This window comes from Mycolicibacterium wolinskyi str. Jessa 2025 (genome assembly GCF_049241375.1).
Taxonomy (GTDB): Bacteria; Actinomycetota; Actinomycetes; order Mycobacteriales; family Mycobacteriaceae; genus Mycobacterium; species Mycobacterium wolinskyi.
This window is the reverse complement of the sequence record NZ_CP185960.1, coordinates 4,247,460-4,265,345: the sequence shown is the minus strand read 5'-3', so window position 1 is coordinate 4,265,345 and position 17,886 is coordinate 4,247,460. Positions and strand designations below refer to the sequence as shown.

Genomic DNA, 17,886 nt, shown 5'->3' with positions numbered 1-17,886 from the left:
GCTACGGCGTGGGTTCCGGAGTGTGGTCGCGGTTGCGCCACGACCGGTAGCCACGGTGCGCGGCGAAGGCCCCGATGATCGCGGTGACGCACCACACTCCGATGGCGGTGTAGGCCAGCGGGGCTGACAGGTCGCCGATCGACGCGCCGAGCGCGGTATAGACGAACGCCCGCGGTACGGAGCCGATGAACGCGCCGACGGCCATCTGCCACAACGGAACCCCGAACGCGCCGAACGTGTAGGACGCCAGCGCATCGGAGATGCCGGGAACGAAGCGCTGCCCGACGACGGCCCACAGCCCGCCCCGTTCGATCTGGCGGTCGAGACGGTCGGCCCGCTCGGCCCCGAGCAGTGCCCGCGCGCTGTCACGGCCGGCCCGCCTGCCGATGAGGCTCGCGATCACCGCCGTGCCCACCGTCGCGCCCAACGTCACAAACGTGCCGAGAACCGGTCCGAACAGCACACCGCTGCCCGCCGCCAAGATCGGGCCCGGCACGAACAGTGCGCCCAGGACGGCCGACACGAAAACGTAGGTCAGCGGTGCGACCGGGCCGGTCGCCGCAACCGTGGCGCGAACGTCGTCGACATCGACCACTCGCGCCACGGCAACCAGGTAGAACAGGCCGAGCAGAAACGCCGCGAACGCCGCCAGGCGCAGGATGTGGCGCCGTCGGTCGATGGGCGCGGATTCGTCGGTGTCAGACATGCTGCCGACGATTCTTCCGTATCGGCCGAATCAGTGCGGTGTGGCCAAGCCCAGGTGGTCGCGCAGGGTCGTGCCCTCGTAGTCGGTGCGGAATACCCCGCGTTCCTGCAGCAGCGGCACCACCTTGTCCACGAACGGGTCGAGACCGCTGGGCGTGACGTGCGGCACCAGGATGAAGCCGTCGCTGGCGTCTTCCTGCACGAGCTTGTTGATCGTCTCGGCGACGGTCGCCGGAGAACCGATGAAGTTTTGCCGCCCGGTCACCTCGATGATCAGTTCGCGCGTGGTGAGCTTCTCGGCCTCGGCCTTGGCCCGCCACTCGTTGGCGACGGCGATCGGGTCGCGATGCATCCGCACGCTCGCCCGGCCCCGCGCGATCGTGTTCTCGCCGACGACCGGATCGACCGACGGCAGCGGACCGTCGGGGTCATGGTCGGACAGATCGCGGTTCCACAGCTGTTCGAGAAATTTGATCGCCGTGGCGGGTGACACCTGTGCCAGCCTCACCTCGTGCGCGATCTCGGCGGCCTCGGCGTCGGTGTCGCCGAGCACGAACGTCGCGGCGGGCAGGATCAGTAGCTGATCATGGCGGCGGCCGTACTTGGCGAGCCGCCCCTTGACGTCGGTGTAGAACTGCTGACCGGCCTCGAGCGTGCCGTGCCGGGAGAAGATCGCATCGGCGGCGCGGGCCGCGAAGTCCCGGCCGTGGTCGGAATCCCCGGCCTGGAAGATCACCGGCCGGCCCTGCGGACTGCGCGGAACGTTGAACTGCCCGGCGATGTCGAAATGCGCGTCGCGGTACGAGAATTTCCCCGCACCCGGGTCAGAGAGGAAGACGCCGCGATCCTTGTCGACGACGATCTCGTCGCCGTGCCACGAGTCGAACAACGTGTGCGCGGCGGCCAGAAAACTCTCGGCACGTTCGTAGCGCTGCTCCTCGGCGAGGTATCCGCCACGCCGGAAATTCTCCCCGGTGAACGCATCCCATGACGTGACGACGTTCCAGGCGGCCCGCCCGTCGGAGAGATGGTCGAGCGAGGCGAACTGCCGTGCCACTTCATAGGGCTCGTTGAACGTCGAGTTGATGGTGCCGGTGAGGCCGAGCCGGTCGGTCACGGCGGCCAATGCGGCAAGCACCGTGAACGTGTCGGGCCGGCCCACGACGTCGAGGTCGTAGATCAGCCCGTTCTGTTCGCGCAGCCGAAGCCCTTCCGCCAGGAACAGGAAGTCGAACTTGCCGCGTTCGGCGGTCTGCGCGAAGTGCACGAACGAGCTGAACTCGATGTGGCTGCCCGATGCCGGGTCGCTCCATACCGTGGTGTTGTTGACGCCGGGAAAGTGCGCGGCGAGGTGAATTTGCTTGATGGGCTTGCTCATCGGTTGTCCTAGGCAGTGGCGTAGCGGTTGGCGGGGCGAGGCAAGCCGAGCAGGCCGCGCAGGGTCGGGGCGTCGTAGGCTTCACGGAAGACGTTGCGCCGCTGCAGTTCGGGCACCAGGGCCTCGGTGATCTGACGCAGATCGTGGGGGAGCGTGGCGGGGCGTAGCCGGAAGCCGGTCAGCCCGGCCGCATGCCATTCCTGCAGTAGATCGGCCAATTGTTGTGGAGTGCCCGCGAAGATCTCGGCGTCACTGCGGTATTCGGAACCAGCGAGCTCATCGAGCCGGGCTCGTCGCGCCGCCGCGTCCGCGGCGGTGGCGTCCAGGAACACCACCAGATCGGCGAACACCCGGACCGGATCGGAAGCCGCTCGCGCCGAGCTGATTTCGTCGACAAGAGCAGCCGTCTCATCGGCACTGTGCGGCGTGATGAAGCCGACGTCGGCGCTCGACGCGATGAGCCGGTAGGCGTGGTCGACGTGACCGAGCGCGGCCACGATCGGCTGGCCCTGCGGCGGGCGCGGGGTGATCGAGGGACCCTTCACCGAGAACTTGGCACCTTCGAAATCGATGTAGTGCAGCTTGTTCCGGTCGATGAACCGGCCGGTGGCGACGTCGCGAATCTCGGCGTCGTCCTCCCAGCTGTCCCACAACCGGCGCAGCACCTCCACGTAGTCGGTGGCCTCGCCGAACAGTTCCTCGGACAGCTCGGGCGAACGCTCGGGGATGTCGCGTCGTCCGAAATGGGCGGCCGCATCGCGGCGGGCCGATACCTGCACCCGGATGCCTGCGCGTCCCGTGCTCACGTAGTCGAGCGTCGCGATGGCCTTCGACAGATGAAACGGCTCGGTATGGGTGACGATGGCCGTCGGGATCAACCCGATGTGGTTCGTGCGGGGTGCCACGCGTGCCGCGATCAGTACCGCGTCCAACCGGCCGCGCACCCGGTCGGTGCGGTCGTCGGCTCGCCACGGGTGGTCGGACTGCAGCGTCAGACCGTCTTCGATCGTGACGAAGTCGAGCAGGCCACGTTCGGCCTCGGCGACCAGATCGGTCCAGTAGTCGTGCTTGAACAGGTCTGCGGGCCGGGCGTCGGGCTCGCGCCAGGAAGCTGGGTGCCAACCCGTGCCGTCGAGTGCGACGCCGAGGTGGACCGGAGGGGATTCTGACACAGCCGTTCCTCGCTTTCGTGCGTGGTTTCAGCGGCAACGTGTGTGGTGGCGGGCCCATTCCCGCGCCATGTGCCCGATCTGTCCAGTCTGGCGCGATGTGCTGGGCTTTCAAGAGATCAACGCATGGTGATTCAGTTCGAGCGCGGTGCGGCCGGGTCCGCCGCGGCGGCGATCACGCTGTCGAGCACCTCACGCGAGGTGATCAGCTCGCGGATGGACCGGTCGAGGCGCGTCCGCTCGGCAGAGAGCTCGGTGAGCAGGCGCGGGGTGGCCTGAGGTGCCGGGCCGCCGTCGTCGCGCATACACGGCAGCAGCGACGCGATGGTGCGGCTGGTCAGGCCCGCGGCATACAGCTCCTGGATGCGGATCACCCGATCGACGGCCCGTTCGGAGTATTCGCGTTGCCCGCCGGGCGTCCGGTCGGAAGCCAGTAGGCCTTGCTGCTCGTAGTAGCGCAGAGACCGCTGGCTCACCCCGGTTCGACGCGCTAGTTCGCCGATACGCATACGCCAGTTATACCGCCGCGGCTTGACTCTCACATTGGTGTCAACTCGTACCGTGCGGCATGACCACACCGCCTTTCGACTACAGCCCCATCACCGAACGCGCGCCGATCACCTGGCCCAACGGCGCCCGCGTCGCGGTCTACGTAGGCCTCAACATCGAGCACTTCCTCATCGACCACCCCTCCACGAGCATTTGGCCCGGAACCGCCGATCTGAAGCCGGATGCGCTCAACTACGGCTGGCGTGACTACGGCGCCCGCGTGGGCATATGGCGCACGATCGAGAGCCTCGACCGGCACGGCGTGCGTCCCAGCGTGCTGCTGAACTCGGCCGTCATCAAGCACCATCCGCAGATCGTGGCCGCCGGCCTGGAACGGGACTGGGCGTGGCTGGCGCACGGCCGCACCAACTCGATCCTGCACACCGATCTGGATGTCGACGAGGAACGCCGGGTCCTGGCCGAGATCGCCGGCGACATCGCGGATGCGACCGGCCGGCAGCCACGCGGCTGGATGGGGCCCGGCCTGACCGAGACGCACAACACGCCGAAACTTCTGGCAGAGTTGGGTTTTCACTATGTGCTCGACTGGACCAACGACGACCAGCCCTATCCGCTCACCACGCCCGGCATGATCAGTGTGCCGTACTCAGTCGAGCTCAACGATCTGCTGATCTTCGGCAAGGGCATCACCGGACCCGAATTCGAACAGATGGTGATCGACCAGTACGAACAACTGCACGCCGATTCCGCCACCAGTGGCCGCGTGTTGGCGTTGGCGTTGCACCCGTTCGTGATCGGCCAGCCGTTCCGGCACAAGTACCTCGACCGGGTGCTCAAATACCTTGCCGCGCAACCCGACGCCTGGCTGACGACGAGCGACGAGATCGCAGCACACGTCCGGCCTAGCCTGCTGAGCTGACGGCGTCCACGCTCGCCGCGGAGAAGCGGCCGCGCCAGTAGCGGGCCGGATGCCGATCGGGAAGGGCAGGGCCGGCGCCGAAGAGCCTGTCGCGCAGAGTGCCTGGCGCATACTCGGTTTGGGCCAAGCCACGAGCCTGCAGCTCGGGGACCACATGGTCGATGAAATCCTCGAAGCTGCCGGGTGTGGTGATGTAGCGGATGTTGACCCCGTCGACGCCCGCGTCTTGCCATTGCTCGAGCGTGTCTGCGATCTGCTCCGGCGTTCCGATGATCCTGGTCGATTCCTGCTGCTGGCGCACCAGGTCGGCGATCGTCGGATTGGTGCCGGGCGGCGCGGCCGCGATCAGCGCTTCGATGGTGCTGCGCGTGCCCTGGACAGTGGGGGCCAGGTCGCCGATCGGGGTGTGATGATCCAGGCCGCCCAAGTCGACGCCGATACCGCCGCTGCGATGCGCGATCAGCCCGTCGACGCTCAGGTAATCGTCGAGGTCGGCGGCGCGGGCCTTGGCCTCGGCTTCGGTCGAGCCGACCACGAAGGACAGGCCCTGGAAGAACTTGATGTCATCGCGGCGCCGCCCCGCCGCGACCGCCCGGTCGCGGGTGTCGTCGATCACCACACGAGCCCCTTTCGGTGACACCGCGTTGATGAACACGCCCTCGGCGTGCCGGGCCGCGAACGTGCGCCCGGCCGTCGAGGTTCCGGCCTGGAAGATCACCGGTGTGCGTTGCGGTGACGGAAAACTCAGGTGCGGACCTTCGACTCGGTAGCGCTTGCCGACATGATGGATCTTGTGGACCTTGTCGGGGTCGGCGTGTACGCCACGTTCACGGTCCCGTATGAGCGCACCGTCATCCCACGACCCTTCCCACAATTTGTAGACGACTTCGGTGTACTCCTCGGCCCACTGGTAGCGCTCGTCGTGTTCCTCACGTTCGAGCAATCCGAAGTTGCGCGCCGAGTTCTGCAGGGCGCTGGTGACGACGTTCCAACCGATCCGTCCTTTCGAGGCGTGATCCAACGTCGATATCTTGCGTGCGAACGAGAAGGGATGGTCCTGCAGCACCGAGCTCGTGATGACGAGGCCGAGATGTTCGGTCGACAGTGCCAGCGCCGAGATGATCGCCGACGGATCGTGGTTGGGAATCTGCAAGCCTTCGCGCACATACGTTTCCCACCCGCCGCGGTAGTCGTCATAGAGTCCGACGACGTCGGCGAAGAACACCGAGTCGAACTTCCCGCGTTCCAGTAGTTTGACCAGATCCACCCAGACATCGAGCTGGTCGAATTCGATGCTGCGGTTCTCGGGGTTGCGCCACGAGCCGTATGAGACATGGGTTGCGGTGTTCATGGTGAAGGCATTGAGGATCAGCCGCGGTCGGGTCATGTTGTCCGACACTAGGAGCCGGTGTCCCACCCGGGAACGGTTTGTCTCAGCGGGCGTCAAACATGTCGGGAAGCGCCTGCGGCGCTGTTCTCCCGCACGCGGTCGTAAAAGGATTTCGGTGTGGTCCCGTTCAGGACGAAATCGCCGATGATTCTGGGCTTGTAGATCACCGGGTTGTGTGAGGCCAGTGTGCGGGCGTTACGCCAGTGCCGGTCGAGGCTGGTGCCCTCGCGGATGGCCGACGCGCCGCCCGCGTTGAAGATCTGGGCGCCCGCGTCGAGCACCGCCTCGATGATGGTGACCTGCGCCGCCGACACGTCGATGAAATTCCGGGCGTAGGCCTCCTCGGCGTCCAGCCCGGCGGCCGCCACCTGGTTGGCACGTTCCAGACTGTTGGCGACCGACACCAGCAAGGCGTCGGCTGTCTGCGCGTGGCGGTAGAGGTGGCCGAGCACGGCGAGCACCTCGGGGTCCTCGGTGGGTTGTTCCGACAGCGCATGCAGGTTGGTGCGGACCCGGGAGCGGATCAGCGCGGTCGCGTCGTCGACGACGTTGCGGGCGATGCCGGTCAGGTTGGCCAGATGCACGAGCTGCACGAACGCCTGTATCGAGCGCAGGTTCTGTTTGGAGCGGCCGAGTCTGCCGTTCTCCTGCACCGGCACCGCATCGAAACGTGTTGTCCCGCTTCCGGTGAGACGCTGTCCGATGCCATCCCAGTCGTCGTCGTGGGTGACGCCGGGGTCATGGGCATCCACGACCGCGAAGGTGACCTTGCCGGCGTCGGCATCGTCGGGATCCTCGACCGCGACCGCGACGCGGATGTAGTCGGCATAAAGCGCACCGGTCGAGTAGTACTTCACGCCTGAGACGACCGGCCGACCGGCGACGTGGTGCAGCTTGGTGGTCGGCAGGAAGTCCGGGCTGTCGTCGGCCGGCTCGGACTGTGCGTTGCCGAAGATCGCGCCGTTGGCGATGCGGCGCAGCCAGTGGGTGCGTTGTTCGGGGGACGGGGACTGCCGCAGAATCTCGACGGTGGTGAAATGGCCACGCAGGATCTGCGGCACATTCGAATCGGCCCGGCCGGCCTCGGCGAGCAGTTCGAACAGCGTGGGCAGGTCGACCCCGAAGCCGCCGTGTTCCACCGGGACCCGCAGCCGCCCGAATCCGGCGGCAGCGAGTGCCTGAATCTCCTCGTACACCGGTTCGTCGGTGTGGCTGCGGGAAGCGGCCTTACCGGCCAACTGGTCGAAGATCCGGCGGAACTGGGTGAGGCTGGACTGAAATGCTGCGGACACGGTGCGCCTTTCGATCGGAGGGTGTTACGACATGAGTCAGGCCACGACCGATGCGGCCGCCGCAGTCCGTGGATCACGCAGTCCGAGGCGTTCGCGGATGGTGGACCCGTCGTAGGCGGTGGGAAAGGCTCCGGAGTGTTGCAGTAGCGGCATGACCGTACGGTTGAATTCGGCGATGCCGTCCGGCAGCACCGGGATGTGGATGTTGAAACCGTCTACGGCACCCGCGCTCCACCAGTCCAGGATGGTGTCGGCGACGTCTTCGGGAGTACCGATGGCCAGCCGGTGCCCGCCCTCGACCCGGCGCACCAGCTGCCGGGGAGTGATCTCCTCTGCGGCAGTCAGTTCGGCGAACGATCGCACGAATCCCACAGGCCGAGACTGATCTTCGGTGTAGTCGAACAACTTCGGATCGAGCGCGCGGTCGGGGTCGAGCCGGTCGGTGATATCGAACAGCGCCGCCCGCTTGAAGAAGTCCGCGATCAGTCCGTCTTCACCGTCGGACCCGTGCAGTGCCTCATGCTTGCGGTACGCCTCGTCGCGCGTGTTGCCGATGATCGCCGTCAGACCGGGCATCAAGCGAATGTCGTCCGGATCCCTACCGTGTACGGCAGCCCGGTCCCGTAGCTGTGCCTTGTAATCGAACGCGGCCTGCTTGTGCAGCAGTGAGGCATAGACGATGTCGGCGTGTTTCGCGGCCAGATCGACTCCGGCCTGCGACGCACCGGCCTGAGAGATCACCGGGTGGCCCTGGGGTCCGATCGGCACATTCAACGGCCCTGCCACGTCGAAGAATTCGCCGTGGTGGTCGATGCGGCGTGCGGTGGTCGAATCCCAGACGGTGTCTGATGGCGCCGCGCCCCCGGGAGTGTCCCAGCTGAGCCAGAGCTTCTTGACGACCTGGAGAAACTCGTCCGCCCGACGGTATCGTTCGGCCCGAGGCGGTAGCGGCGCGGCCGAGAAGTTCGCCGCGATGTCCGGATTGAAGCTGGACACCACATTCCAGATCACCCGGCCACCGGAGATGTGGTCCAGCGTCGCGAGGCGGCGCGCGAGGTTGTAGGGCGAGTTGTACGACGAGGACGCGGTGAGCAGGAATCCGATGTCGGGCACCGCTGCCGCGATCGCCGAGAACAGCACTGTCGGATCGAAACTGTGCAGCGGCCGTGCCGAGTTGTCGCGTTGCAGCGCAGGGTGATCAGACACGAACACGATGTCGAAGACGCCGTCGTGCGCCAACTGGGCCGACCGGAGATAGTGGTCCCAGTCGCTGAACCGACTCCATTTCGTTCCCGGCCATGCCCATGACCGCGCTGCCGATCCGGTGCTGTTGACGGCCACGCTGAGGAACAGTCGTCGCTGGGTCACGAGATTCTCCTGTCGGACAGCGCGGCGAGTTGACTGCGCAACCGGTGTCCAGGTGTCGCATCGAGCAATGCGCGGGTGTAGTCCGAACCCGGGGCGGTGAAGATCCTGTCCGTCGGCCCGGTTTCCACGACGCGGCCTCGTCGCATCACCGCAACATGGTCGGATATCGAGCGCACGACTTCGAGGTCGTGGGAGATGAACAGATACGTCAACTCGAGCTCGCGTTTGACCTCTTCGAGCAGATCGAGAATTCGCCCTTGGGTCACCACGTCCAGCGCCGACAATGCCTCGTCGAGCACCACGATGGGGGAGCGAGGCGCCAGGGCACGCGCGATCGCGACGCGCTGCTGTTGCCCGCCGGAAAGTTCGCGCGGCTTGCGGGCGGCGAAGGAACCGGCCAGTCCCACCTGATCGAGCAATTCGGCGACTCGGCGTCGGCGGGCCGCACGGTCGCCGAGCCCGAACGAGCGCAGCGGCTCAGCCACGATCTGCTCGACTGTGAGCCGAGGGTCGAGCGCCACCTGTGGATTCTGTTGTACCAGCTGGATTTTGCGCCATACTCGGCGCTTGGCCTGCCGGCGGAGACGGGTTACCTCGTTGCCCTCGATGAAGACCTGCCCGGAGTCGGGACGGGAGAGCCCGAGGATCAGTCGCGCCGTCGTCGACTTTCCCGATCCCGACTCGCCGACCAGTGCGAAGGTGCTGTTTCTGGTGAGGGCGAAAGTGACGTCGTCGACAGCCTTGAAATGTCCGTTCGGTCCGTGTGTGAAGGTCTTGGTGAGATTTTTCACCTCGACGAGAGGTGCCGCAGGTTCGACCGGCACATTGGGAACCGGTGTGTTGGCGTCGCCGAGACCGAATGCGCCGCCGATGAGTTGGCGCGTGTAATCGTGCCCCGGCCGCAACACCAGATCATCGATCGGCCCGTTGTCGAGCACCTCGCCGTCACGCATCACGATCGCGCGGGTGGCGTGATCGGACGCGACGGCCAGATTGTGTGTCACGAACAGCACTGCCACCCCGGTCTGCCCGGTGAGCCGGTCGAATACCTCGAGGACCTGCTTCTGCACGGTGACATCGAGGGCCGAGGTGGGCTCATCGGCAATAAGCAGCGTGGGGTGCAGCCCGAAGGCGATGGCGATGAGCACCCGTTGTTTCATGCCACCGGACAATTCATGCGGGTACTGCCGCAGGCGTTGTGCGGGGTTATCGATTCCGACCAGATCGAGTAAGTCGACGGCCTTGGCCCGCAATTCCGCCCGCGACAACCGCTTTCCGCCGGGGTGCAGCCGGAAGACCTCGGTGAGTTGGCGCCCGATCGGTTGTACGGGATCCAGCGATGTGGCCGGGTCCTGGGGTACCAGGGCCACAGCCTTGCCGCGGAGTTTGACCAGATCGCGTTCGCGCAGGCCGGTGAGCTCGCGGCCGGTGACCCGGACCGATCCGCTGTCGACGCGGGCGCTGCCCGGCAGCAGGCCGATAGCCGCCTTGCTCAAAGTTGTCTTACCTGACCCCGACTCACCGATCACCGCGACCACTTCGCCGGGTTGGATTCTCACGTTGACTCCGCGTACCGCGGGTTGCGACGCGCCGTGATATGAGATAGTCAGGTTCTCGATCTCGAGCACCGGCTGCGCGGCTGAGTCGGCGGTGTGTTCGGCAGCGACCGGCAAGGTGGTCGTCATGTTGTTCTCCTCGTCAGATCCGGAAGCGACGCTGCAGGATTCGGCCGGCGCGTGATACTGCCAGGACTGCGATCAACACGACGATCCCGGGCAGGGTGGTCAGCCACCAGGCGTTGGCCAAGTAGTCACGCCCCTCCGACAGCAGGGTGCCCCACTCCGGTGTCGGCGGTAGTGCGCCGTACCCCAGGAAGCCCAGGCCGGCGATGTTGAGGATGGTCGAGCCCAGTTCCGTCGGGATCAGGGCAACGATGGGTCCGGCCGAGTTCGGTAGGACGTGGCGGAACAGCACCGCCGCCGGTTTGGCGCCCGAAACCCGTGCAGCCTCAACATATTCGAGCTGTACGACGCGTAATGCCTCCCCTCGGGCGACGCGCGCGAACGGGGCAACCGCGGCGATGCCGACGCCGATGGCGACGTGCGTCGTACCGGGGCCGAAGGCTGCGACCACACACAGCGCCAACAGAAATCCCGGAAGCGCCAACAGAACGTCGACCAGTCGCATGACAACCGCGTCGACCGCGCCGCGCAGTACCCCTGCGGCCACTCCCAAGATGGTGCCGACGACAAGGCCGATCGATGTCCCGATCAGAGCACCGTGCACGGTGTTGCGGGTGCCGTGCACCACGCGAGTGAAGGTGTCGCGGCCGGCTCGATCGGTGCCGAACCAATGCTCAGGGCCGGGTGGAAGGAACTTCTGGCTGCCATCGCCGACGAGGGGGTCGTGGCTGGTGAACCACGCCGGGAAAAAGGTCCACAAGAGGACCGTCGCCAGTACGGCGACAGCCAATATGGTGGCAAGGTTGTTGGCGCTGAACCGAGTTCGGCGATTGGTCGCCGACGGTCGGGTCGGCGGAGAGAAGGTTACCGTCATCCTCGCGCCCCGCCCGTCGTCAGCAGGATCCGCGGGTCGAGCGCGGGGTAGAGCAAGTCGATCACCAAGTTCACCACGACATAGACCCCGGCGATGATCAGGATGAAGCCCTGGACGAGTGACACGTCTTGTTGCGATACCGCCGTCTGCAGTACGCGTCCGATCCCTGCCCGTGCGAATACCGTTTCGGTGACGACCGCACCGCCCACCAACGTGCCCAAAACCGTTCCCGCCACGGTCAGTCCGGGACCGGCGGCGTTACGGACCACATGTCGCCAGAACACCCAGTGCTTGCCCGCGCCCTTGGCGCGTACCACATCGACGAAGTCGCTGTGCGCTACGGTCTCGACGCTCTTGAGCAGCACCTGCGCCAACGCCGCAGACAGCGGCAGACCCAACACGAGTGACGGCACCAGAATCGACAGGAACGTGCCATCCGGAAATGCCGAGATCCAGCCCAGCCGGAAGGACAACACATTCAACACCACGATGCCGACCCAGAACACCGGCGCGGCCGCGAACAGCGGCGGAAGCAGGACAACCAAGGACCGCAGCCAGCGGCGACTCGTCAAGGTCGCGGTGGACACGATCGCCGTCGCGATGAGCACGGCCGCTGCGAACGCGGTCACGGTCAATCTAAGGGTCGGCAACGCCGCCTCGCCGATCGCCTGCGTGACGGTTTGACCGGTGCTCATCGAATATCCCAGAGTCCCGCGAACGACGTGACTCAACTCGATGAAGTACCGCTGCAAGACTCCGTGGTCGTAGCCGTAGTAGAGCTTCATCTGCTCGACGGTCTGCGGGTCGATCACGCCGGTGTCATCGGCGGCGAACATGTCGATCGGATTGGACGGAAGCAAAGTGATCGCAACGAAGGTCAGGGTGTAGGCCAGCCACAGCACAACCACCGCTTGCGTGATACGCCCGACGAGATACCGGGCGAACAGACGCGTGCGCGGGCTACTCAAGCCGGCCAATGTGGTCTGGCCCCGGCCGAGGACTTCTTCGACCTCCTGGACGGCCGTCATCCGGCTTTCCAGGCGTTGTAGAAGTCCGGGTACGTCTGCGTCTGAAATGTCACGTGTACGTTCGGTGACGCGCCGAAGGTCTGGGCCTCCTCGAAATAGGCGATCACGTAGGAACCCTTGATCAGCGCCTTCTGCTGTTCGATCTGAACGGCTTTGAACTCGGCGTCGTCGCGGGCCTCGAGCTCGCGGGCGTAGAGCGCGGTGAGCTCGGGCGACGATCCGAGCAGCGCCGTATTGCCCTCACCGCCGAAGCTCTGCCCGAGGGAAATGATCGACGTCCGGCTCACCACGATCGGGACGGTGACGTCGTTGTTCGCGGCCGCCGCGAACGACGGGTCGTTGCGGACATCGAGCACGATGCCGAGTTCCTTGCGCCACTGCTGGGCGATGTACTCCCACGCCGGTCCGAGTGCCACCTGCTGGGCGCTCTGGGGCACCGTCAGGTGCAGTTGCTTGCCGTCCCTGGCGCGGATGCCGCCGGGCCCTTGACGCCACCCCGCCTGCTCCAACAGGTCACGCGCCTTATCCGGGTTGTAGGAGAACTCGCCGGTGAGGTCGATGGCATTGGCATTGTTGACATTGAGGATCGATATCGGCGGAGGATAGCTCGGGGTGAGCGCGTCACGACTCAAACCGTCACGATCGATACCCAGCACCAGTGCCTGCCGCACCAGCGGGTCCTTCGTGAACTCGTTGTCCACGCGCAGGCCAGCGTAGTTCGACGTACCGAGCGGGGGACGGTAGAGCAGCAACTGGAAGCCGGCCGCCTGGATCGCTGCCTCGTCGGACGGCTGGATCCCCCGAGCCACATCCACTTGGCGAGACGTCAAAGCGCCGGTGCGCAAACCGCTTTCGGGAAGAACTTTCCAGACGATCTCGTCGAGGTAGGCCTCGCCCTGATTCGGTGAGCTCGCCGGTGCCCATTTGTAGCCGGGGCGCCGCACCAGCACCGCGGACTGGTTCGGTACCTGCGACTTGAACACGAACGGTCCTGCGCCCACATGGTTTTCCGGCCTTCCGGCCTCCTCGAGTTCCAAGCCGACGGTCTTGGCGCCGAGGATGGGCGAGTTCAGTCGGGTGGTGTCGATCAGAAACTGCTGATTGGGTTTGGACAGGACGACGGTGACCGTGTCGCCGTCGACCTCGACATGGTCGTATCCGCGGGAGAGCTGCTGGTGCACCGGAATCCGCAACTTTTCGTTGCCCCGGCCGTAGAGTTCGTAGTTCTGGGCGACGATCTCCGGGGTGAGCTCCGTGCCGTCGCTGAACGTGATGCCCCGGCGGATCTTGAAACTGAACCGCGTATTCTCGTCGTTCTTGGTCCACGACTCGGCGACCCACGGCTGCAACTGCTTCTTGTACGGATCGAAGTAGAGTAGGAACACATTCGTGTGGAAGGTCAGATTGCCCGCGCTGTAGGTGCTCAGTTTCTGGGCCTGCCAGCTGGTCACCGCTTCGGTATCCGAAAAGGTCAGCGTGCCACCGCGAACCGGATCGCCCGAAGGTCCGGTGGGGCCTGCGCCCGACTGAGAGGTTCCGCTACCAGGTCCACCGCACGCGGCGAGGAGGCCGGATCCGAGGGCGGCGGCGCTTAATCCGAGAAATACTCGGCGGTCGAAGAGCAAGGTCATCGGATCGGCGTTCCTAATCTGCGTTGATGGCGGTCGGTTATGCGGCCACGACGGGCCGCGCGAAGCGCGCACAACAACATGGACCGGTCACAGTGCACAGTCTTTCGGCGTGGCCGACCGCAAACAACGCACTCTCGCTACGCAATTGATTGACCTCAACTTAATTGTGGTCGGGTGCATCATCCACGCCGGCTTACCGCGCGAGGTCGGCCAGTTGGGCGTTTCGGACATCGGCGCTCTGGCCTTGGACGAGCAGGAAAAGCGCTGAAAGCGCGTACAACTGCGCGGTGTCGTCGAGCGCGATCGCGTGCCCGGACCTCGCCACGACGAGGGCGCGGGTGATGGTGGCGAGTGCCTCACCGACCGCGACCTTGGTCCCGACTCGCTCTGTGATGCGGTGCCGCTCGTCGCCGGCCGCCTTCGCCTCGTCGGCAAGCCCATAGGCGTCGGCGCGCAACGCGTCGACACGTGGACGCCAGACCTGGCCGATTCGCCGTACCTGGGGATCCGGTGCACCGTCGAGTTCGTCGAGCACGGTCGCCGCCAGGCCGAAGTACTGCGGACGGGTGTCACCTGAGTTGGCGAGATCCTCTGTGCGCCAGTCTGTGAGCGATTGCGTGAGGATCACTTCGGACGATGGGACGAAGACCTCGTCGAGCGTCACCCGCTCGGTGCGGCTCCCGGCGACCGCACCGAGTTCGAGACGGGTCGCTCGGACCCGGTCACTGATCGGGACGAGGGCGGTGACCACGGTCTCGGTCGACGCTTCGACGGCGGCGACCGCGAGCACCGTGTTCAGTCCCCAACCGCTGACCCACGAGATCGTGCCGGTGAACGTCCAGCCACCGTATGTGCGCGAGGCGGCGATGTAGGAGCGCGGGTACCGCCGGACGTCGCTGATCGCCGCGCCCAGCAAGACGCGTCCGGCGAGCGCGTCGCGCGACAGGTCGGACAGTTCGGCACCCTTCTGGTAGGCCAGGGTCAGGCGTCCGACCATGGGTGCGTGTTGTGCCCACACCAGCCAGGTGTTGAAGCATGATCCGGCGATGATCTCGTGAAGCCGGCGGTCGCCCGCCGTCCCGATTGCCGCACCGCCGAACTCCGTAGGCGCGGAATGATTGAACAGACCCAGGCCGGCGAGTTGGGTGAGCTGCGCGGAGGTGACGCCGTCGCGGTCGGTTTGCAGCGCGGCGGGGCGAAGCACGTCATCGGCGTGCGCCTTGACTCGTGTGATGAACGGGTTCGCGTCGCTGGCGGTCACCGCGTCTGCCGATGACGTCACGGTGGATTCGACGGAAGTCACTCATGTCCTATCTGTGTGCGTCGGCGGATTCGGGTGGACGGTTCCCAGTGCAAGAAATCTACCGCGGACGAAATCTGTTGATGTGCTTGTGATCAGCGTGAACCGAATCGGTGTATCGCGGGTCGTGGTCTGGTTTACTACTCGAAGTATCGGGGTGGCTGGTGCGTGCTCACGTCTCGACGCTGCTGCATGTCTTGCCAGACGGGATGAAGCTTGGCCGGCATCGGTCTGACCATCGACGGTATCCGCGATCGAATCCGCCCTGCCGGCCTCTTTTGCGCGCTCCACAGCCGAACACGAAAGGCACCAGACACCCATGTCCTACGGAACGTTCGAATCGACGTACGCCGCGGCCGACGCGCGGTACGAGAACATCCCGTATCGGCGGTCCGGTCGGTCGGGTCTCGACCTGCCGGCGTTCTCGTTCGGACTGTGGCAGAAGTTCGGCACCGACTATCCGTTCGAAACGCAACGCGAAATCATGCTGCATGCTTTCGATCTCGGCATCACCCATTTCGACAATGCCGACCGCTACGGTCCGCCGCATCGCGCTGCACAACAGAACTTCGGTAGGGTGCTTGCGAAGGACCTGTCGAGGTACCGCGACGAACTCATTCTCTCCACGAAGGCCGGCAACGCCATCGGCCCGAGTCCGTACCTCAAAGGTGGGTCACGCAAGTCGTTGTTGACGTCGCTCGACCACAGCCTGCGCGACCTCGGCACCGATTACGTCGACATCTTCTACAGCCACAGCCCTGATCTCTCGACACCGATCGACGAGACTGTCGGAGCACTGGTATCGGCGGTCAACCAGGGCAAGGCCCTCTACGTCGGCATCTCGAACTACACGCCGGACCGGGCGCACGAGGTGGCTGTGCTGCTCGCCGACGCCGGTGTGCCGCTGCTGATCCACCAGCCGCGGTATTCGATCTTCGATCGTCGCATCGAACAGAACGGCCTGCTGCAATTGGCGGCTGACGATGGTTTCGGGCTGGTCGTGTATTCGCCGCTGGCGCAGGGTCTGTTGACGAACAAGTACCTGGAGTCCATTCCGGCGGGTGCACGCGCGGTCAACAGCACCTTCCTCAAACCCGACGTGATCACCGATACCTATCGGCAGCGCACGTCCGAACTCAACAAGATCGCCGAGTCGCGTGGCCAATCACTGGCCCAGCTCGCGCTGCAGTGGGTGTTGAGGAACCCGACTGTGACCTCGGCGCTGGTGGGCGCGAGCTCGACGTGGCAGCTCGATCACAATGTCAAGGCGCTCGACTTCCCGGCGTTCACCGACGAGGAGCTGGCCCTCATCGACGAGCATGGCGTGCACGGAACCGGATTGAGCCTGTGACCATGCCGAAACTGGTGCTGAACTCAGTGATCCGGCCCATCGGATTCACCCAGGGCGGCTGGCGGCACCCGGACGCCACACCGCAGCGCGCGCTCGACCTGAGCTATTACCAGGAGTACGCGCGGATCTCGGAGCGAGGTTTGTTCGACGGCCTTTTCGTGGCGAACACCCCTGCCGCCAGAAGCAATGACTGGACCACGCTGTTCTCGCCGCTCGAACCGGTTTCACTATTGTCGGCGCTGGCATCCACCACCAGCCACATCGCGCTGATACCGACCCTGTCGTCGACGTTCAACCACCCTTACAACGTCGCGCGCCAAATAGCCACGTTGGATCACCTGAGCAGCGGGCGTGCCGGCGTCAACATCGTCACGTCCGGATCGCTCGACGCTGCGCAGAATTTCGGGTACGACGAGTTGCCCGGACATGGCGAGCGATATGACCGAGCCCATGAGTTCCTCGATGTGCTGTATCAGCTGTGGGACAGCTGGGATGCCGACGCGCTGGTTGTCGACAAGGAAGCGGGTGTGCAGTCAAAGCCGGGCAGCGTCCGACCGATCGGCCACCGCGGCAAACACTTCGCCGTTCATGGCGCACTGGATGTGCCGAGGTCTCCGCAGGACCGGCCGTTGGTCTTTCAGTCCGGTTCGTCCGCGCCTGGCCGCCGACTCGCCGCGGCCTACGCCGACGCGGTCTACACCGCGCAACGCACCATTCCCGAATCCAAGGCGTTCCGCGACGAGTTGCACCGAACCCAGACACGGCTGGGCCGCATCGGGCCGCTCGTGAAGGTGCTGCCCGGGCTCATCCCGATCGTGGCCAGCACCGACACCGAGGCGCACGAATTGCACGACGAGATTAGCGCTTTGAACCCGCCTGAGCGCTCCATCGGAATCCTCGAAGAACGGCTCAAGGTCGACCTGACGGGTATCGAGCTCGATGAGCCGTTCCCGGTTGACCGGCTTCCACCGGTGGACAGCCTGGCTGGGGAGCGCAGTTTTCACGAGATCGTGCGCAGCCATGCCGATGCCGGGGCGACCCTGCGCGACATCCTGCGTATCACTGATTCGGGCAACGGGCATCTACGTTTCGTCGGCTCCGCCGAACACGTCGCCGACGAGATCGAACAGTGGTTCACCGACGGCGCGGTCGACGGTTTCAACGTCAATCCGGCGATCACGCCAACCGGGCTGACGGACTTCGTCGATCACGTCATACCGCTGTTGCAGACCAAGGGAATCTACAAGCGCGAGTACGCCGGCGGTGGTGCACGGTCGGCATTCGCCTAG

At 65.4% G+C, this 17,886-nt stretch carries 15 protein-coding genes; 3 read left to right on the top strand and 12 right to left on the bottom strand.

Annotated features, from left to right (window positions below; genetic code table 11):
* Nucleotide 1 precedes the first annotated feature (1 nt).
* The 4 genes from ACOI2T_RS20915 to ACOI2T_RS20900 form a co-directional block, all read right to left on the bottom strand.
* Nucleotides 2–706 carry a TVP38/TMEM64 family protein gene (locus ACOI2T_RS20915; RefSeq protein ID WP_409505572.1) on the bottom strand — a complete coding sequence of 235 codons (705 nt, stop codon included), beginning with the start codon at nt 704–706 and terminating at the stop codon, nt 2–4.
* Between the two features lie 30 nt (nt 707–736).
* Complete coding sequence (locus ACOI2T_RS20910; RefSeq protein WP_409505573.1) at nt 737–2,083, bottom strand: NtaA/DmoA family FMN-dependent monooxygenase; 1,347 nt, start codon at nt 2,081–2,083, stop codon at nt 737–739.
* Nucleotides 2,084–2,091: 8 nt separating this feature from the next.
* A complete protein-coding gene (locus ACOI2T_RS20905; RefSeq protein WP_409505574.1) occupies nt 2,092–3,255 on the bottom strand; it encodes an LLM class flavin-dependent oxidoreductase in 1,164 nt (387 codons plus the stop codon).
* Nucleotides 3,256–3,386: 131 nt separating this feature from the next.
* Nucleotides 3,387–3,761 (bottom strand): MerR family transcriptional regulator, encoded by a 375-nt coding sequence (locus ACOI2T_RS20900; RefSeq protein WP_067851338.1) that lies wholly within the window; start codon nt 3,759–3,761, stop codon nt 3,387–3,389.
* 59 nt (nt 3,762–3,820) lie between these two features.
* On the opposite strand from ACOI2T_RS20900, the gene ACOI2T_RS20895 reads away from it, so the two are divergent.
* Nucleotides 3,821–4,681, top strand: coding sequence for a polysaccharide deacetylase family protein (locus ACOI2T_RS20895; RefSeq protein WP_409505575.1), 861 nt, complete (start codon nt 3,821–3,823; stop codon nt 4,679–4,681).
* Here ACOI2T_RS20895 and ACOI2T_RS20890 read toward each other — a convergent pair.
* The 8 genes from ACOI2T_RS20890 to ACOI2T_RS20855 form a co-directional block, all read right to left on the bottom strand.
* Nucleotides 4,665–6,068: an LLM class flavin-dependent oxidoreductase gene (locus ACOI2T_RS20890; RefSeq protein ID WP_409505576.1), complete on the bottom strand. Its 1,404-nt coding sequence runs from the start codon at nt 6,066–6,068 to the stop codon at nt 4,665–4,667. The two genes, ACOI2T_RS20895 and ACOI2T_RS20890, sit on opposite strands and share 17 nt — an antisense overlap.
* A 56-nt stretch (nt 6,069–6,124) precedes the next feature.
* Nucleotides 6,125–7,363, bottom strand: a complete 1,239-nt coding sequence (locus tag ACOI2T_RS20885; RefSeq protein ID WP_409505577.1) for an acyl-CoA dehydrogenase family protein — start codon at nt 7,361–7,363, stop codon at nt 6,125–6,127.
* A gap of 36 nt (nt 7,364–7,399) precedes the next feature.
* Complete coding sequence (locus ACOI2T_RS20880; RefSeq protein WP_409505578.1) at nt 7,400–8,731, bottom strand: NtaA/DmoA family FMN-dependent monooxygenase; 1,332 nt, start codon at nt 8,729–8,731, stop codon at nt 7,400–7,402.
* A complete protein-coding gene (gene nikE / locus ACOI2T_RS20875) occupies nt 8,728–10,416 on the bottom strand; it encodes a nickel ABC transporter ATP-binding protein NikE (protein WP_409505579.1) in 1,689 nt (562 codons plus the stop codon). The genes ACOI2T_RS20880 and nikE overlap by 4 nt, the downstream gene beginning before the upstream one ends.
* A gap of 13 nt (nt 10,417–10,429) precedes the next feature.
* On the bottom strand, nt 10,430–11,287 hold the full coding sequence (locus ACOI2T_RS20870; RefSeq protein WP_409505580.1) for an ABC transporter permease: 858 nt from the start codon (nt 11,285–11,287) through the stop codon (nt 10,430–10,432).
* A complete protein-coding gene (locus ACOI2T_RS20865) occupies nt 11,284–12,315 on the bottom strand; it encodes an ABC transporter permease (RefSeq protein WP_409505581.1) in 1,032 nt (343 codons plus the stop codon). Before ACOI2T_RS20865 ends, ACOI2T_RS20870 begins: the two co-directional genes overlap by 4 nt.
* Entirely contained in the window at nt 12,312–13,946 is a 1,635-nt protein-coding gene (locus ACOI2T_RS20860; protein WP_409505582.1) for an ABC transporter substrate-binding protein, read from the bottom strand. Before ACOI2T_RS20860 ends, ACOI2T_RS20865 begins: the two co-directional genes overlap by 4 nt.
* 193 nt (nt 13,947–14,139) lie before the next feature.
* A complete protein-coding gene (locus ACOI2T_RS20855) occupies nt 14,140–15,249 on the bottom strand; it encodes an acyl-CoA dehydrogenase family protein (protein WP_409505583.1) in 1,110 nt (369 codons plus the stop codon).
* A 316-nt stretch (nt 15,250–15,565) separates the two neighbouring features.
* Between ACOI2T_RS20855 and ACOI2T_RS20850 the strand changes: the two genes are divergently transcribed.
* Together ACOI2T_RS20850 and ACOI2T_RS20845 are read left to right on the top strand one after the other, a co-directional pair.
* A complete protein-coding gene (locus ACOI2T_RS20850) occupies nt 15,566–16,597 on the top strand; it encodes an aldo/keto reductase (protein WP_409505584.1) in 1,032 nt (343 codons plus the stop codon).
* Between the two features lie 2 nt (nt 16,598–16,599).
* Entirely contained in the window at nt 16,600–17,886 is a 1,287-nt protein-coding gene (locus ACOI2T_RS20845) for an NtaA/DmoA family FMN-dependent monooxygenase (RefSeq protein WP_409505585.1), read from the top strand.

Bases quoted from the DNA above. Each gene is read 5' to 3' on its own strand.
- ACOI2T_RS20850 (WP_409505584.1), top strand. From the start codon at position 15,566: ATGTCCTACGGAACGTTCGAATCGACGTACGCCGCGGCCGACGCGCGG.
- ACOI2T_RS20910 (WP_409505573.1), bottom strand. From the start codon at position 2,083: ATGAGCAAGCCCATCAAGCAAATTCACCTCGCCGCGCACTTTCCCGGC.
- ACOI2T_RS20890 (WP_409505576.1), bottom strand. From the start codon at position 6,068: ATGACCCGACCGCGGCTGATCCTCAATGCCTTCACCATGAACACCGCA.
- ACOI2T_RS20870 (WP_409505580.1), bottom strand. From the start codon at position 11,287: ATGACGGTAACCTTCTCTCCGCCGACCCGACCGTCGGCGACCAATCGC.
- ACOI2T_RS20865 (WP_409505581.1), bottom strand. From the start codon at position 12,315: ATGACGGCCGTCCAGGAGGTCGAAGAAGTCCTCGGCCGGGGCCAGACC.
- ACOI2T_RS20915 (WP_409505572.1), bottom strand. From the start codon at position 706: ATGTCTGACACCGACGAATCCGCGCCCATCGACCGACGGCGCCACATC.
- ACOI2T_RS20900 (WP_067851338.1), bottom strand. From the start codon at position 3,761: ATGCGTATCGGCGAACTAGCGCGTCGAACCGGGGTGAGCCAGCGGTCT.
- ACOI2T_RS20860 (WP_409505582.1), bottom strand. From the start codon at position 13,946: ATGACCTTGCTCTTCGACCGCCGAGTATTTCTCGGATTAAGCGCCGCC.
- ACOI2T_RS20845 (WP_409505585.1), top strand. From the start codon at position 16,600: ATGCCGAAACTGGTGCTGAACTCAGTGATCCGGCCCATCGGATTCACC.
- ACOI2T_RS20895 (WP_409505575.1), top strand. From the start codon at position 3,821: ATGACCACACCGCCTTTCGACTACAGCCCCATCACCGAACGCGCGCCG.
- nikE (WP_409505579.1), bottom strand. From the start codon at position 10,416: ATGACGACCACCTTGCCGGTCGCTGCCGAACACACCGCCGACTCAGCC.